14 protein-coding genes are annotated in these 15,516 nt (G+C 72.7%); 8 read left to right on the forward strand and 6 right to left on the reverse strand.

The genetic code is table 11. The features are described from left to right. Positions 1-274: 274 nt before the first annotated feature. Positions 275-1,210 carry a DUF3027 domain-containing protein gene (locus OG844_RS24560; RefSeq protein WP_406393103.1) on the reverse strand — a complete coding sequence of 312 codons (936 nt, stop codon included), beginning with the start codon at positions 1,208-1,210 and terminating at the stop codon, positions 275-277. Positions 1,211-1,657: 447 nt separating this feature from the next. On the opposite strand from OG844_RS24560, the gene OG844_RS24565 reads away from it, so the two are divergent. From OG844_RS24565 to OG844_RS24580, 4 genes are read left to right on the forward strand one after another with little or no spacing between them, the layout of a single operon-like run. Then, positions 1,658-3,091 carry an MFS transporter gene (locus OG844_RS24565; RefSeq protein ID WP_406393105.1) on the forward strand — a complete coding sequence of 478 codons (1,434 nt, stop codon included), beginning with the start codon at positions 1,658-1,660 and terminating at the stop codon, positions 3,089-3,091. A gap of 27 nt (positions 3,092-3,118) precedes the next feature. After that, positions 3,119-3,601: a DUF2771 domain-containing protein gene (locus OG844_RS24570; RefSeq protein ID WP_406393107.1), complete on the forward strand. Its 483-nt coding sequence runs from the start codon at positions 3,119-3,121 to the stop codon at positions 3,599-3,601. A gap of 37 nt (positions 3,602-3,638) precedes the next feature. Further along, on the forward strand, positions 3,639-4,352 hold the full coding sequence (locus OG844_RS24575; RefSeq protein WP_406393109.1) for a futalosine hydrolase: 714 nt from the start codon (positions 3,639-3,641) through the stop codon (positions 4,350-4,352). Next, positions 4,324-5,220 (forward strand): 1,4-dihydroxy-6-naphthoate synthase, encoded by an 897-nt coding sequence (locus tag OG844_RS24580; protein ID WP_406393110.1) that lies wholly within the window; start codon positions 4,324-4,326, stop codon positions 5,218-5,220. Before OG844_RS24575 ends, OG844_RS24580 begins: the two co-directional genes overlap by 29 nt. A gap of 37 nt (positions 5,221-5,257) precedes the next feature. On the opposite strand, the gene OG844_RS24585 is transcribed toward OG844_RS24580, so the two are convergent. Then, positions 5,258-5,641, reverse strand: coding sequence for a cold-shock protein (locus OG844_RS24585; protein WP_329208578.1), 384 nt, complete (start codon positions 5,639-5,641; stop codon positions 5,258-5,260). A gap of 167 nt (positions 5,642-5,808) precedes the next feature. Here OG844_RS24585 and OG844_RS24590 point away from each other — a divergent pair, with 167 nt between their 5' ends. Further along, positions 5,809-6,045 carry a hypothetical protein gene (locus OG844_RS24590; RefSeq protein WP_406393112.1) on the forward strand — a complete coding sequence of 79 codons (237 nt, stop codon included), beginning with the start codon at positions 5,809-5,811 and terminating at the stop codon, positions 6,043-6,045. A 9-nt stretch (positions 6,046-6,054) separates the two neighbouring features. On the opposite strand, the gene OG844_RS24595 is transcribed toward OG844_RS24590, so the two are convergent. Then, complete coding sequence (locus tag OG844_RS24595; protein ID WP_406393113.1) at positions 6,055-6,675, reverse strand: HAD family hydrolase; 621 nt, start codon at positions 6,673-6,675, stop codon at positions 6,055-6,057. Between the two features lie 42 nt (positions 6,676-6,717). Continuing rightward, positions 6,718-7,791, reverse strand: coding sequence for a hypothetical protein (locus OG844_RS24600; RefSeq protein ID WP_406393114.1), 1,074 nt, complete (start codon positions 7,789-7,791; stop codon positions 6,718-6,720). A 63-nt stretch (positions 7,792-7,854) separates the two neighbouring features. On the opposite strand from OG844_RS24600, the gene OG844_RS24605 reads away from it, so the two are divergent. Next, a complete protein-coding gene (locus OG844_RS24605; protein WP_406393115.1) occupies positions 7,855-10,320 on the forward strand; it encodes a helicase-associated domain-containing protein in 2,466 nt (821 codons plus the stop codon). Between the two features lie 169 nt (positions 10,321-10,489). Next, complete coding sequence (locus OG844_RS24610) at positions 10,490-12,133, forward strand: DNA repair helicase XPB (protein ID WP_406393117.1); 1,644 nt, start codon at positions 10,490-10,492, stop codon at positions 12,131-12,133. A 1-nt stretch (position 12,134) separates the two neighbouring features. On the opposite strand, the gene OG844_RS24615 is transcribed toward OG844_RS24610, so the two are convergent. Further along, the gene (locus OG844_RS24615; protein WP_406393119.1) at positions 12,135-12,323 is read right to left on the reverse strand and encodes a hypothetical protein; all 189 of its coding nucleotides are present in this window, start codon (positions 12,321-12,323) and stop codon (positions 12,135-12,137) included. A 358-nt stretch (positions 12,324-12,681) separates the two neighbouring features. On the opposite strand from OG844_RS24615, the gene OG844_RS24620 reads away from it, so the two are divergent. Next, positions 12,682-14,763, forward strand: a complete 2,082-nt coding sequence (locus OG844_RS24620; protein WP_406393121.1) for a HelD family protein — start codon at positions 12,682-12,684, stop codon at positions 14,761-14,763. Positions 14,764-14,777: 14 nt separating this feature from the next. Here OG844_RS24620 and OG844_RS24625 read toward each other — a convergent pair whose 3' ends face one another. After that, entirely contained in the window at positions 14,778-15,443 is a 666-nt protein-coding gene (locus OG844_RS24625) for a GPP34 family phosphoprotein (RefSeq protein WP_406393123.1), read from the reverse strand. Positions 15,444-15,516 lie beyond the last annotated feature (73 nt).

Here is a 15,516-nt window from a genome sequence, read left to right on the forward strand (position 1 = left end):
GACCGGGTTTGCCCATGTGAGCGCACCAGCCGCTCGGCCCCGTCCCGGAGCAGGGGTTCCGTCCTCAATCGCCGGACGGGCTGAAACACGCAGCCCAGGACGTCGTTTTCAAGCCGAAAATCCGCGTGCCCCGGATCCGCCCGACCACCGCAGACCCGGACCGGCCGACCACATCCAGCCCGTCCGGCGCTTGAGGACAAAGCCCTCACCCGCACACCCCGAACCGCGCGACGCCCGACCACCGCAAACCCGGACCCCCGAGCGGCCAGGAGCGTCAGGAGTGGCCCAGATCCTCCGTGGGGCCGTCCGCCTGGGCCGGGACCGAGCCGGTGTCGTCGGCGGGGCGCAACGGATAGTCGTCCACCTGCAACGTGTCCAGCGCGTGCGGCGCCGGCTTCGGCGGCTTCGGCATCACCGCGGCCTCGGAGTGGCCTCCGCAGCCGTACGACAGCGAGACGACCCGGCCGTCGGCCGGAGCGAACTCGTTGGCGCACACGCCGAAGGCCTGCCGCAGCGAGCCGGTCATCGGAACGAGGAACGCACACGTGACACAGGACGCCGGCGCGGCCTGCGCCATCGGTGTCTTCGCGCCGAACTCCTCGTCCCACCGGTCGGCCGCCATCCGCAGCCCGTACCGGGAGAGCACCCGCGCCCGCCGCGTGCCGAGCTCCTCCGCGACCGAGGCGATCGAGCCGCGGCTCGTCCCCCCGGGACGCGTCATCAGCTCCGCGTCCTCCGCGTCGACGAGGGCCGCCAGCTCCTGGGACACGTCGGAGACCGGGGAGTTCGGCAGCGGCTCGTCCTCGCCGGTGTAACCCGGCTCCAGGCGCGGGTCCTCCGCCTCGGTCGGCAGCAGGTCGCCGGGGCCCATGTCGCCGGGCCGCAGCCGCTCGCTCCACGGCACCCACTCGGGGGCCAGCAGCGCGTCGGAGCCCGGCAGCAGCACCGTTTCGTCAAGGGTGACGTTCTTCGCCCGGGAGGCCCTGGCGACCGTCACCGCCCAACGCCAGCCCCGGTAGCCGGGTTCCTTGCACTCGAAATAGTGGGTGACGACCCGGTCCCCTTCGGAGACCAGGGCAAGGTGTTCACCGACCACTCCGGGCGCGGCGGCCTCCTCGGCCGCGGTGCGGGCGAGGTCTACCGCCTCGGCGCACAAACGGTCAGGGGCGGGGGTACGGGCCGTACGGCTTCGCGTCGTCGCAGCACTCACAGGTCTCGCTTCTCTCCATACGCCGTCTCGAGCGCGCCAGCAGCTCCATCGATGTCCGATTTCGGCCATGACAGTTGTGGGCGGAGCGGACCTGGGGGCCGCGTCGACGTCCACACCCGTTGTGCCTGCCTCGGGCGCGCCTTCTGCCACCCATTCTGCGGGATCGCGGACAGGCGCGCGGCCAAGAACAACCGCCGGTGGCGCGTTACGCACGCTACCCTCTCCGCCGCCCCGAGCCCACCTGCCCACCCCAAACAGCACCGGATCCACAGCTGAGCAGGGGCGGAGAGGGACAGAACCCGTGCGAATCCGGCACGGATCGACCGCGACTCCCGGCCAGAATTTCCCTCGGGGGCACCCCACGGACCACTCACCCGACAGGGCGTCCCGCGCCGCGCCCCGCCCGATCATGGTGAGCAACGCCGGGGCGTGGGGCACTATGGCCAGGTGGCTGCCGCCAGGTCGTCCGACGGGTCCGGTCCGCTCCGCAAGGCGGGCCGGGCGATGGGTCATGCCCTGCACGCCCCGTTCACCGGCACCGCCAAGGGGATCCGGAAGGCGACGCACGCGCACGGAGCCGGGGAGTCCGGTCTCGGCAAGCTGATCGAGCTGCACGCGGTCAACGGCGCGGGCGACGTGATGATCACCATCGCGCTCGCCTCCACGGTGTTCTTCTCCGTTCCCACGGACGAGGCACGCGGCCGTGTCGCTCTCTACCTCGCCGTCACGATGCTTCCGTTCACCCTGCTCGCCCCGGTGATCGGTCCGCTCCTGGACCGGCTGCCGCACGGCCGCCGCGCGGCGATGGCCGGCGCGATGTTCGCGAGGGCGGTGCTCGCGCTGACGATGTCCGGCGCCGTCGCGACGGGCGGCCTGGAGCTCTATCCCGCCGCGCTGGGCGTCCTGGTCTGCTCGAAGGCGTACGGAGTCGTGCGCAGCGCCGTCGTGCCCCGGCTGCTGCCACCCCGCTTCTCGCTGGTGAAGGCCAATTCCCGGGTCACCCTCGCCGGCCTGCTGGCCACGGGCGTGGCGGCCCCGATCGGAGCGGGACTCCAGAGCATCGGGTCGGCGTGGCCGCTCTACGGCGCCTGCACGATCTTCATCGGCGGGACCGTCCTCGCCTTCACCCTCCCGCACAAGGTCGACTCGGCGAAGGGCGAGCGCAAGGCCCGCCTCGTCGTCCCGCACGGCGAGGAGCTCCCGGCCGACCCGCGCCCGGGGGGAAGCACCAGGAAGAACGGCAGCACGAAGAGCGGCGCCAAGAAGGACAAGAAGGAGAAGCCCCCGGGGCTGCGGTCCGTCGGCCCGTCCGTCCTGCACGGCCTCCAGGCGAACGCCTCGCACCGCGCGCTCTCCGGCTTCCTGATCTTCTTCCTGGCGTTCCTGCTGCGCGAGCACCCGCTCGCCGGGCAGAGCGCCGCCGTGTCGCTCGGCATCGTCGGCGTGGCGGCCGGGACCGGCAACGCCTGCGGCACGGCGGTGGGCTCCTGGCTCAAGGCACGCGGCCCCGAGGTGATCGTCGCGACCGTGCTGGGGCTGGCCCTCGGAGTCGCCGTGCTCGCCGCAGTGTTCTTCAGCACCCTGATGGTCGCCGCGCTCGGAGCGGTCGCCGGATTCACCCAGGCGCTGTCGAAGCTGTCGCTGGACGCCATGATCCAGCGTGACGTTCCGGAGGAGGTGCGCACGTCGGCCTTCGCCCGGTCCGAGACCCTGCTCCAGATGGCCTGGGTGGTCGGTGGCGCCATCGGCATCGCGCTGCCCCTCAACGGAGTACTCGGCATGTCCGTCGCGGCCGGCATCCTCGCCCTCGGCGCCGGCGCCTCCGTACGGGGTCTCCTGGGTGCCGCGCGGCGCGGCTCGCCGCACCCCCGCGTGGCGTGAGCCGGGGCGACCGATAGCCTTCGGCCCATGACCGTTGCGTTCTTCTCAGGTAAGGGCCGTCGAATCGGCGTCGCTCTTGGTGCCGTGTCCGCGGGACTCCTTGTCCTGTCCGCCTGCGACAAGCCGACGCCGCTCGCCACCGTGACGGTCGGCGACAACTCGGTGAGCACCGAGGCGGCCTGCTACAACGACGGCAAGCCCCTCAAGGAGTCCGAGATCCAGGGCTGCCTCAACAAGAAGGCGGAGAAGTCCGTCAAGGTCGCGATGGACGACAAGGTCCGCTTCGGCGTCGACCCCGAGATCGCGGACGTCGGCTGGACCCTGTTCATCAACGGCCAGCAGGCCGAGCAGGAGCCGTACGAGAAGACCTACCGGTCCATCCCGGGCAGCGCGTTCTTCGCCAGCCAGACGGGCGAGACGCCGTCGGACAAGACGCAGATCAGCATCGTGGAGGCGGAGGGTCAGAAGCTCACGGGCGTCTGGCACTTCCAGCTCGAGAAGACGTCCTGACCCCCTGAACCCCCCTGGATCTCCGAGGACCACCGCTGTGCGGGTGCTTGTCGTGACCGCTGTCCCTGCCGAACGGGACGCGGTCACGCGCGCGTTCGGGGGGCAGGCACAGGTACGTGACGTGTCGGGCGCCGAGGTGCACCGCGCCGGTCCTTTCGACGTCCTGGCGGGCGGTGTCGGTCCGGCCGCCGCGGCAGCCGCCGCGGCCTTCGCCCTGGCCGCCGCGCCCGAGCCGTACTCCCTCGTCGTCTCGGCGGGCATCGGCGGCGGCTTCGCTCCCGCCGCCCCCGTGGGCTCCCTCGTCGTGGCGACCGGCATCGTCGCCGCTGATCTGGGCGCCGAGACCCCGGACGGCTTCGTGCCCGTCACCGGTCTCGGCTTCGGCAGGGACGTCCTCCTGCCGCCCGACACCCTCGTACGGGAGGTGGCGGCCGCCACCGGTGCCGTCCCCGGTCCCGTGCTCACCGTCTCGACCGTGACCGGCAGCGCGGCCCGTACCGCCGCGCTGCTGGCCGCACATCCCGGAGCCGTCGCCGAGGCCATGGAGGGCTTCGGTGTCGCGGAAGCGGCCGACAGGATCGGCGTACCGGTGCTCGAACTCCGGGCCGTCTCGAACACCGTGGGACCGCGTGACCGGGACACCTGGCGCATCGGTGAGGCCCTGGCCGCGCTCACCGGGGCGTTCGGGAAGCTCGCACCCGTAGTGGAAGGTTGGACCCACCATGACCGACGTGACCGAAACCGTGACTGACCCCGCCGGTGAGGCACAGCCCTCGAAGCTGCGCATCGCCTTCTCGCCGTGCCCGAACGACACCTTCGTCTTCGACGCCTGGGCGCACGGAAGGGTCCCCGACGCGCCCGCCCTCGAGGTCACCTTCGCCGACATCGACCTCACCAACGGCATGGCCGAGCGCGGCGAACTGGACGTCCTGAAGGTCTCGTACGCCGTCCTGCCATGGGTGCTCGACGAGTACGCGCTGCTGCCGTGCGGCGGTGCGCTGGGGCGCGGCTGCGGGCCGCTCGTCCTCACGAAGGAGCCGGGTACCGACCTGACCGGGAGGACCGTCGCCGTCCCGAGCGAGCGCTCCACCGCGTACCTGCTGTTCAGGCTCTGGGCGGCGGAGGTGGTGCCGGGCGGCGTGGGCGAGATCGTCGTGCTGCCGTTCGACGAGATCATGCCCGCGGTGCGCGACGGCCGGGTGGACGCCGGGCTCGTGATCCACGAGGCGCGTTTCACGTACCGGAACTACGGCCTCCACAGCCTGGCCGACATGGGCGAGCACTGGGAGTCGACCACCGGTCTGCCGATCCCGCTCGGCGCGATCATCGCCAAGCGGTCCCTGGGGGAGCGTGCGCTCCAGGAGCTGGCGGACGCGATCCGCACGTCGGTGCGGATGGCCTGGGACGACCCGGAGCAGTCGCGTCCCTACGTCCTGGAGCACGCCCAGGAGATGGACCCGGCCGTGGCCGACCAGCACATCGGGCTCTACGTCAACGAGTTCACCGCCGACCTCGGCGAGAACGGCTACGCAGCGATCCGCGGCCTGCTGACCCGGGCGGCGGCGGAGGGTCTCGTACCGCCGCTGGCCCCGGACGCACTGGCGTTCGCCGCCCGTTGACGACAACGGGCGGCGCGACTCGTCCGTCCGTGCCCGCTCAGACGTCGAGCTGGTCGGCAACCGCCCGCAGGAGGCCCGCGATCTGCGCGCCCGCGGCCTTGTCCGGGTAGCGGCCCCGCTCGAGACTCGGCGTGATGTTCTCCAGCAGGGTCGTCAGATCCTGCACGATCGACGCCAGCTCGTCCGGCTTGCGCCGCTGTGCGGCCGCGACGGACGGGGTGGGGTCAAGGATCACGACGGAGAGCGCCTGGTCACCGCGCTGGCCGGCGACCACGCCGAACTCGACGCGCTGTCCCGGCTTGAGGGCATCGACGCCGTCCGGGAGTACTGACGAGTGGACGAAGACGTCGTCGCCGTCGTCGCGCGAAAGAAAGCCGAAGCCCTTTTCCGAATTGAACCATTTGACCTTACCCGTGGGCACGTCTGTCCTCGTCCTCGTACTCGTCGGTGCGCGGGAGAGCCGTGAAACGGCTCCGGATAGCAGTACAGCGGGTCTCCATGACCCGCCGGGTCCAAGGCTAATGGCCCAGGAGCCGGAGACAAGACGTCGCCGAATGGTTCCGCCGAGCTGGGAACTACCCTGGCCGGGTGAGTACTACTCCTTCCGGCGCAGGCGACCGGCTCGTACAGGTCGGCGCGATCGTCTTCTTCATCGGCGCACTGGCCACGCTGGTCACCGTGGCCCCACTGTTCCTGGGTACCGATCCGTTCCCCTCTGTCGCTTATGCCGTGTGCATGCTGATGGGGCTGGGCTTCCTGATCGCCGCGGCGGGGGTGGTCCGGTCGGCGTGGAAGAACTCGCCGAAGCGCGCCGCCGCCCGCTAACGGGGCCTGTCAGGCGCCTTCCGCGTAGGTCCGCAGCCAGGCCGGGAACGCGGTGAGATTTGGCAGGATCACGTCGGCGCCCGCCCTGCGCAGCTCCTCCGCGTCGCACGGACCGGTGGTGACGCCGACCGCCAGGGCGTTCGCGGCGCGCGCCCCGCGCACGTCTCCGGTGTGGTCGCCGACGTAGATGTGCGCCCCGTGTTCCACCAGCGCCTCCGCCTTGGCCTCGGCCCAGAGCCTGCCGATCACCGCGTCCGGCTCGATCCCCAGGTGCGCGAGGTGCAGCTTGGCGCTCGGCTCGTACTTGGCGGTGACGACGACCGCCCGTCCGCCGAGAGCCCGCACCGCCTCGATGGCCTCCCGCGCGCCGGGCATGGCGAACGTCGGCGTGATCGCGTGCTGCGGATAGATCTCGCGGTACCGGTCGGCCGTCGCCGCGACCGCGTCGGCCGGGAACCAGTTCGCCAGTTCGTCCTCGACGGGCGGTCCGAGCCGGCTCACCACCAGATCGGCGTCTATGGGGACGCCGGTCTCGGCCGAGAGGGCCAGATAGTTGGCCTTGATGCCGGGGCGGGAGTCGATGAGCGTCATGTCGAGGTCGAAGCCGACCGTCGGGGCGTGTGAGGGCATGAGGCCATTGTGCCGACGGGTGCGGGGGACCCGCGCCGCACCTCAGCCCGACAGCCTCCGGGACCGCCACACCAGGTACAGCGCGGAGGCCACCGCCGCCGTACGGACGACCACCGGCCACACGTCCGACATCGCGTCCTTCATCGCACCCTCCGCGATGGGCTGCCCCCAGCGCCCTTCCATGCGCCCCCACAGCCAGACGAGGGCCCCGGCCGCCACCGCACCCGGCAGCCCCATCGCGACCCACTTCGCCTCCGTGCGCGAGAGCTTGCGCGAGCTGTACGCGAGCAGCCAGCCGCCCGCGAGGGCCACCCAGGACCCCAGTACGGCACCGGCGACCAGCAGCGCGGCGGACAACAGCAGGAACGGATGCGCGAAGCGGGGCGTCCTCGCCGCGACGACGGGCTCCGGGGCGGCGGGAGCGGGCGCGGCCACCGTGCGGCGGCGGAGCCGAAGGCGCCTCGTACGGGGTACGACGGTGGCCTCCTCGGCCACCTTCCCGGGTGCTTCGGCCGCCTCGTCGGCCCCGGGCCTCTCCTCCTCCGGCCGCGGGGGCCGCAGCAGTTCCGGGCGCTCCAGTCCACCCACGAACCCCGGCACCGACGTGCCCTCGCCGAACGGTCCCGGTTCGATCCGCCACCAGTCGGGTTCACCGCCCAGGGGACCCGCCTCGGCCAGCCCCGTCATGTGCGGCGCGGACGCCGAGGGCCAGCCGGGCACCGGCCCCGTGTCCCCGGTCTCCTCCTGCGCCTCGCGCCCGTCCGACGCGCCCTTGCGCAACGCGTCTTTCCGGAGCGGCCCCCGCCGTGGCCTGGGAACCCCGCGCGGCTCCGCCGCGGCCGGCTCCGACCCCGCCCGCGGTGAGGGCAGGGACACCGCCCCGTCGCCCGACTCGGCTGCCGCGGCGACCAGTTCGGCCGGTGTGCCGAGTCTGCCGATGATGCGCCGCACCACCGCCGGAGAGTCCGATCCGTCCGTGCCGCGCTGCCGGTCGATCTCGCCCCGCAGTGTCGAGACGAGCCTCATCCGGGCGCCCGATGACAGCTGTTGCTGCTGAGCCAGGTCACCGACCCGGCTCAGATAGTCGTAGACAAGCTGGTCGCTCTCGATCCCCACGCGATCGTTCTCCCTCTACCGCCCTGCCCCGACGGTAGCGTTCCAGGGGCTACCGTGGGACGGATGGGGACGACCACACCACCGCGCACGCTCGCCGAAGCTCTGCGCGCCCGGGGCGACGAATCGCTGGCGGGGCTGCTGCGTGCCCGCCCCGACCTGCTCAGCCCCGTGCCGAACGACATCACCCAGCTGGCGACACGGGCCGGCACGCGCGCCTCCGTCGTGCGCGCGCTGGAACACCTCGACCGGTTCGCCCTGCAGACCGCGGAAGCCCTGGCCGTGGCGCCGGACCCGGCGCCGTACGGCACCCTGCTCGCACTCCTCACGGGTGACGGCGAGGGGGACGGCGCAGGGCGCGACGACTCCGGGGCCGCGATCACCGCGGCGCTGCCGGGCGCCCTCGCGAACCTGCGCGAACAGGCCCTCGTCTGGGGCGAGGAGGAGCGGCTGCACCTCGTGCGCACCGCACGCGAGCTGCTCGCCCCGTCACCGCAGCACGCCTCGCCCACCGGTCTCGGCCCGACCGTCTCCGAGGCGACGGCCGGCATGTCGCCGGGCAGGCTGCAGGAGATCCTGACCGCCGCCGGGCTGCCCGCCACCCACGACCCGGTCTCCGCCGTCGCCTCGCTGACGGGCCTCTTCACGGACCGGACCAGGATGGCCGACCTCCTGGACACCGCCCCCGTCGAGGCGCTGTCCGTGCTGGACCGGCTGGTGTGGGGCCCGCCCTACGGTGAAGTGACGCCGAACCCCACCCCGCCCGTGCAGTGGCTGCGCGACCGGGGGCTGTTGCTGCCCGTGTCGACGCGCACCGTCGTACTGCCGCGCGAGGCCGCGCTGCACCTGCGGGCCGGGCGCGCCCACCGGGTACCGGAACCCGTGCCCCCGGCCCTCGCCCCCGCCGCCGAGCGCGATCCCCAGGCTGTGGACAGAGCCGCGGCCGGCCAGGCACACACGGCCCTGTCCACGATCGAGGAGCTGCTGAAGCTCTGGAACAACGGCGGTCCGGCGATCCTCCGGGCGGGCGGCCTGAGCGTGCGCGAGCTGAAGCGGGTCGCGAGCGCACTCGACGTCTCCGAGGCGATCGCCGCCTTCTGGGTCGAACTCGCGTACGCCGCGGGGCTGCTGGCCCCGGACGGGGAGACCGACGAGCGGTACGCGGCGACACCCGCGTACGACGACTGGATCGAACTCCCCGCGCAGGACCGCTGGACCCACCTCGCCGCCGCCTGGCTCGCCGCCACCCGCACCGCGGGACTGGTCGGCGGCCAGGACGCCAAGGGCCGGGCACTCTCCGCACTAGGCCCCGAGCTGGACCGCTCGGCGGCGCCCCAGGTACGCCACCGGGTGCTGGCCCTGTTCTCCTCGCTCCCCCCGGGCACCGCCCCCGACCCGCAGACCCTGCTCGCCCGGCTCCGCTGGGAACGGCCGCTCCGTTCGGGCGCGTCCGGCGCGGCACCGGCCCCCGGGGACACCTCCGACCTGCGCTCCCGGATCGCCCTGTGGACGGTCAACGAGGCGGAGCTGCTCGGCATCACCGGCCGCGGGGCGCTCTCCTCCCAGGCACGGGCGCTGCTCGAACAGGGCCCGGACGAGGCCGCCGCCCGTCTCGCGCCGCTCATCCCCGAGCCCCTCGACCACGTACTGCTCCAGGCCGACCTGACGGCCGTGGCCCCCGGCCCTCTGGAGCGCCCGCTCGCCGAGATGCTCTCGGTGCTCGCGGACATCGAGTCGAAGGGCGGTGCGACGGTCTACCGCTTCACGCCCGGTTCCGTACGCCGCGCCCTGGACGCCGGCCAGGCCGCGTCCGACCTGCACGCCTTCCTCGCCACGCACAGCCGCACCCCGGTGCCGCAGCCGCTGAGCTACCTCATCGACGACGTGGCCCGCCGCCACGGCCATCTGCGGATCGGCGCCGCCTCCGCGTACGTGCGCTGCGACGACGAGGCCGTGCTGAACGAGATCCTGGCCGACAAGCGCTCGGCCACCCTGCGGCTGCGCCGCCTCGCGCCGACGGTCCTGGCCGCGCAGACCGATCCGGGCTCGCTGCTGGAGGGACTGCGCGAGATGGGGTACGCCCCGGCCGCCGAATCCGCCGAGGGCGACGTCCTGATCACCCGTGCGGGCGCCCGCCGCACCCCGCCCCGCACGGCACCCGCCCCCGTCCCCGAGGGGCCGCCGGTGCCGGACGCGACCCTGCTGACCGCGGCGGTACGGGCCATCAGGGCCGGTGACTCCGCGGCGAGGGCCGTCCACAAGGACTCCGAGGACACGGCCGCGGCCGGTTCCCTCCCCCGCACCACCTCCGCCGAGACCCTCGCCACGGTGCAGGCCGCGGCGATGACCGGGTCCGCGGTCTGGGTCGGTTACGTCAACGCGGACGGCGCGGCCAGCCAGCGCGTGATCGCGCCGGTCAAGGTCGAGGGCGGCTTCGTCACGGCGTACGACCACACGGCCGACGAGGTCCGCACGTACCCGCTGCACCGCATCACGGGCGTCGCGGAACTGGCCGACGACGCGACACCGTAGCCACCGGGCCCTCCGCGCCGGGCCCGGCGCGGAGGTCTCCCGACTGATCGGTCACACGACTCACCCGCTCACGCCCCCGATGCGGCACACTGGACGTTTGGCCGTTCGCGGCCGCCCCGCGGCAGATTCCAGCAGCAGGGCAGAAGCAGAACAGAAAGGGCCGACGCGCGTGACCGGACCCCTCATCGTCCAGAGCGACAAGACGCTGCTCCTCGAAGTCGACCACGACCAGTCCGACGCCTGCCGTCGTGCGATCGCCCCGTTCGCGGAGCTGGAGCGTGCACCCGAGCACATCCACACCTACCGGCTCACCCCGCTCGGCCTGTGGAACGCCCGCGCCGCCGGGCACGACGCCGAGCAGGTCGTCGACGCCCTCGTGGAGTACTCGCGCTACCCCGTGCCGCACGCACTCCTCGTCGACATCGCCGAGACGATGGCGCGGTACGGCCGCCTCACCCTCTCCAAGCACCCGGTCCACGGGCTGGTGCTGACCTCCAACGACCGGCCGGTCCTGGAGGAGATCCTCCGCTCGAAGAAGGTCCAGCCGCTGGTCGGGGCGCGCCTCGACCCGGACACCGTGGCCGTGCACCCCTCCGAGCGCGGGCAGATCAAGCAGACGCTGCTGAAGCTGGGCTGGCCGGCCGAGGACCTCGCCGGGTACGTCGACGGCGAGGCGCACCCGATCGAACTCGACCAGAACGGCTGGGCGCTCCGTCCGTACCAGAGGCAGGCCGTCGAAGGGTTCTGGCACGGCGGCTCCGGTGTCGTCGTCCTGCCCTGCGGCGCCGGGAAGACGCTGGTCGGAGCCGGTGCGATGGCGGAGGCCAAGGCGACCACGCTGATCCTCGTCACGAACACCGTCTCGGCCAGGCAGTGGAAGCACGAGCTGGTGAAGCGGACCTCGCTGACCGAGGACGAGATCGGCGAGTACAGCGGTACGCGCAAGGAGATCCGGCCGGTCACCATCGCCACGTACCAGGTGCTGACGACCCGCCGTAAGGGCGTCTACCCGCATCTGGAGCTGTTCGACTCCCGCGACTGGGGTCTGGTCATCTACGACGAGGTGCACCTCCTGCCCGCCCCCGTCTTCAAGTTCACGGCCGACCTCCAGGCCCGGCGGCGCCTCGGGCTGACCGCGACGCTGGTGCGCGAGGACGGCCGCGAGTCGGACGTCTTCTCGCTCATCGGGCCCAAGCGGTTCGACGCGCCGTGGAAGGAGATCGAGGCGCAGGGCTACATCGCGCCCGCCGACTGTGTCGAGGTCCGCGTCAATCTGACGGACACGGAGCGTCTCGCGTACGCGACGGCCGAGACCGAGGAGAAGTACCGGTTCTGCGCGACGACCGCGACGAAGCGCAAGGTCACCGAGGCTCTCGTGCGGAAGCACCAGGGCGAGCAGACCCTCGTCATCGGGCAGTACATCGACCAGCTCGACGAGCTCGGTGAGCACCTGAACGCCCCGGTGATCAAGGGCGAGACCAGTAACGCGCAGCGCGAGAAGCTGTTCGGCGCGTTCCGCGAGGGCGAGATCAGCGTGCTGGTCGTGTCGAAGGTCGCGAACTTCTCGATCGACCTGCCGGAGGCGACGGTCGCCATCCAGGTGTCGGGAACGTTCGGCTCGCGCCAGGAGGAGGCGCAGCGGCTCGGCCGGGTGCTGCGGCCGAAGGCGGACGGGCACGAGGCCCGGTTCTACTCGGTCGTCGCCCGCGACACGATCGACCAGGACTTCGCGGCGCACCGCCAGCGGTTCCTGGCCGAGCAGGGGTACGCGTACCGGATCGTCGACGCCGACGAGCTGCTGGCGGGCAACTGACTCAGCGGTGGCGGCGGACGATGCCCGCCTCCTCGGCGTACTCGCCGAGGACGACCACCCCGAACGCGGTGCGCGCGAAGACGGAGACGGCACGCACCGCGTCGCCGAAGCGGTGCCGGGTGTGACCGGTGGCCGCGGTCGCGCCGTGCGCGGGCCCGGTCCTGCGCGGGTTCAGATATACGGTGCTCATGTCTTCCATGGTGCTCCGCCCCCGCCCGCGGCGGCATCGGCCTGCGGACGGAAGCGCGCGGGGGCACGGGTCGCCCGCAGGTCGCATGCCGTCCCCCACGGGACGTACGGACGCCGCTCTTAATCGTTCGACGGTGCGGACGGCGGTCGCTACAATCGCCGGTCTGCCCGCCTCCCGCACCGTGGTACCGGTCCGCCTCCCCGAGCGGCCGGCAGCCGGGGGAGCGCCGCCGACCGGACGGAAACCGGCCGACAACAGCCGCACGCATCCTCTGCGTGCGCACCTGTGAACGTCCTTGAGCGGACCCGGCCTCCGAGCCCGGTCCGCCGTCCTGCGTCGAAAAGCCGGAGGCAACACCGTGCCCGCGCACGAAGAGACAAGCGAAGACACCAGCGAAGCCACCAGCAGCCCACTGGACGGGGAACGCGCCCACCTGGCCGGTTCCCGCGCCGCACTGCGCGCCATGCGCGAGGACGTACAGGCCCTCGACATCCGCGACGTCACGGCGAACTGGGTCAACGCCGCCGTCCTGCAGGCCCAGATCGACGACCGCATCAAGGCGCTCGCCGACCTCTCCCACACCCCGCTCTTCTTCGGCCGCCTCGACTACCGCCACCCGGTCGGCGCCCAGGAGGCGGAGGGCGCCGAGGGCGAGCAGTTCTACATCGGGCGCCGCCACGTCCACGACGCCCAGGGCGACCCGATGGTCATCGACTGGCGTGCCCCGGTCTCCCAGCCGTTCTACCAGGCGTCCAGGAACAACCCGCTGGACGTCGACCGCCGGCGCCGCTTCGGCTACACCGGCGGCGAGCTGACCGCGTACGAGGACGAGCACCTCACCGACCCGGCGGAGACCGAGCAGACCAGCAAGCTCCTCCAGGCGGAGATCGAGCGGCCCCGTGTCGGCCCGATGCGCGACATCGTGGCGACGATCCAGCCGGAGCAGGACGAGATCGTCCGCAGCGGGCTCGGCGGGACGGTCTGCGTGCAGGGAGGCCCCGGTACCGGAAAGACGGCCGTCGGTCTGCACCGAGTCGCCTACCTCCTGTACGCGCACCGCGAGCGGCTCGCCCGCACGGGCACCCTCGTGATCGGCCCGAACCGGTCGTTCCTGCACTACATCGAGCAGGTGCTGCCCGCTCTGGGCGAGCTGGAGGTGAAGCAGGCGACGGTCGAGGACCTCGTGACGGCGCAGGTGGAGGTGCGCGGCACGGACGAGGCCGCCGCCGCCGTGATCAAGGGCGACGCCCGGATGGCGGAGGTCCTGCGGCGCGCGCTCCGCTCGCACGTCACCCTGCCGACGGAGGGCGTCGTGGTGGTGCGCGGCTCACGTCGCTGGCGGGTGCCCGCGTACGAGATCGAGGAGATGGTGGGCGAGCTGCTGGCCCGCGACATGCGCTACGGCGCCGCCCACGAGGCGCTCCCGCAGCGCATCGCGCACGCCGTCCTCGTACGGATGGAGGAGGCGGGCGAGGCGCCGGACGACCGGGTGCAGAACGCGGTGGCGCGGACGCCCGCGGTGAAGGCTGCCGTGAAGGCGATCTGGCCGGCGGTGGAGCCGTCGAAGCTGGTGCTGCGGCTCCTGACGGACCCCGAGTTCCTGGCCGCGCACGCGGAGGGGATCCTCACCGGGGACGAGCAGAAGCAGATCCTCATGGCCAGGCCCGCGCGCAGCGTGAAGTCGGCGAAGTGGTCGGCGGCGGACGCGGTCCTCATCGACGAGGCGGGCGACCTGGTGGCCCGTACGCACTCGCTGGGCCATGTCGTCATCGACGAGGCCCAGGACCTGTCCCCGATGCAGTACCGGGCGGTGGGACGCCGCTGCTCGACCGGTTCGGCGACGGTGCTCGGCGACCTGGCGCAGGGGACGACTCCGTGGTCGACGGAGAGCTGGGCGCAGGCGCTGTTCCACCTCGGCAAGGCGGACGCGGTGGTGGAGGAGCTGACCGCCGGCTTCCGTGTGCCGCGCGAGGTGATCGCGTACGCCTCCCGGCTGCTCCCCGCGATCTCGCCCGGCCTGGCCGCCGTGGAGTCGGTGCGTGAGTCGCCCGGCTCGCTGGCCGTACGGGAGGTGGCCGCGGACGTCCTGGCCGCGGCGGTGGTCGCGGCCTGCGAGGAGTCGCTGGTCCACGAGGGCTCGATCGGCCTGATCGCCGCCGACGCCCGCATCCCCGCCCTGGCCGACGCCCTCACGGCGGCCGGCCACGCGTACCTCTCCCCCGGCGAGGAGACGACGGCCGCCTCCCGCCTGACCCTGGTACCGGCATCGCTGGCCAAGGGCCTGGAGTACGACTACGTGGTGCTGGACGAACCGGCCGCGGTGGTCGACGGCGAACCCGACGAACGCACGGGCCTGCGGCGGCTGTACGTGGCGCTGACCCGTGCGGTGTCGGGTCTGATCGTGCTGCACGCCGCGAAGCTGCCGGAGCAGCTGCTGTAGAGCCGCGCTCCGGATCAGCCGATGACGGTCACCGTCGTCGCCACGGTGACCGCCACCATCGCCGCCTGCATGGTGCGGATCGCGGTCCGGACGCTCTCGCCCGCCCACTGGCCTTCCGCGACCTCTTCCATCCGCGGCGACACCTTGCCCTTCGGCAGGTCGGGGAAGGCCAGACGGTGCAGCTTCGCGGCGTGGATCAGCGCGATCAGCCCGGCGGAGCGGTCGTCGGGCTCCTCCCCGTACAGCACCACTCGGGAGAGCCGGTCGCGCAGCTCGCGCTCGACCGCGCCGTCCGCCTCGGGGAAGCGGCGCACGGGGAAGACACCGAGCACCTTGTGCTGCTCCTCGCCCACCAGCCCGCGTTCGCGCAGGCTCTCGATCGTGGCGCGGACGGCCTTGCTCTGATCCCTCGTCAGCCAATCGGTGACCTTGGGAGGCTTGCTCCGCTTGGCTGCCCAGACCGCGATCAGCCTCAGCTGTTCGTCGAGCAGCGCGGTGCCGGTGGAGTCCGTACCGGTCACGGCGATCCGCCCGCCGTCCACCGAGACGCGCCCGGCCATGACGAGCTCGAGCAGGGTCCCGCCCGCGACGGCCCAGCCGGCGGACTGCCGCTCCTTCGCCACTCCGGACTCGTCGTCCAGCGACAGCAGCATGACTTCTTCGCCCAACGTGACCGACATCAGCCGGTTCCCCCTTCGGTCGCCTACCCGTAGGGACGCCCGGAGCGGATGGTGCGTTCCCGGTCGGGGCCTT

This window comes from Streptomyces sp. NBC_00887 (assembly GCF_045207585.1).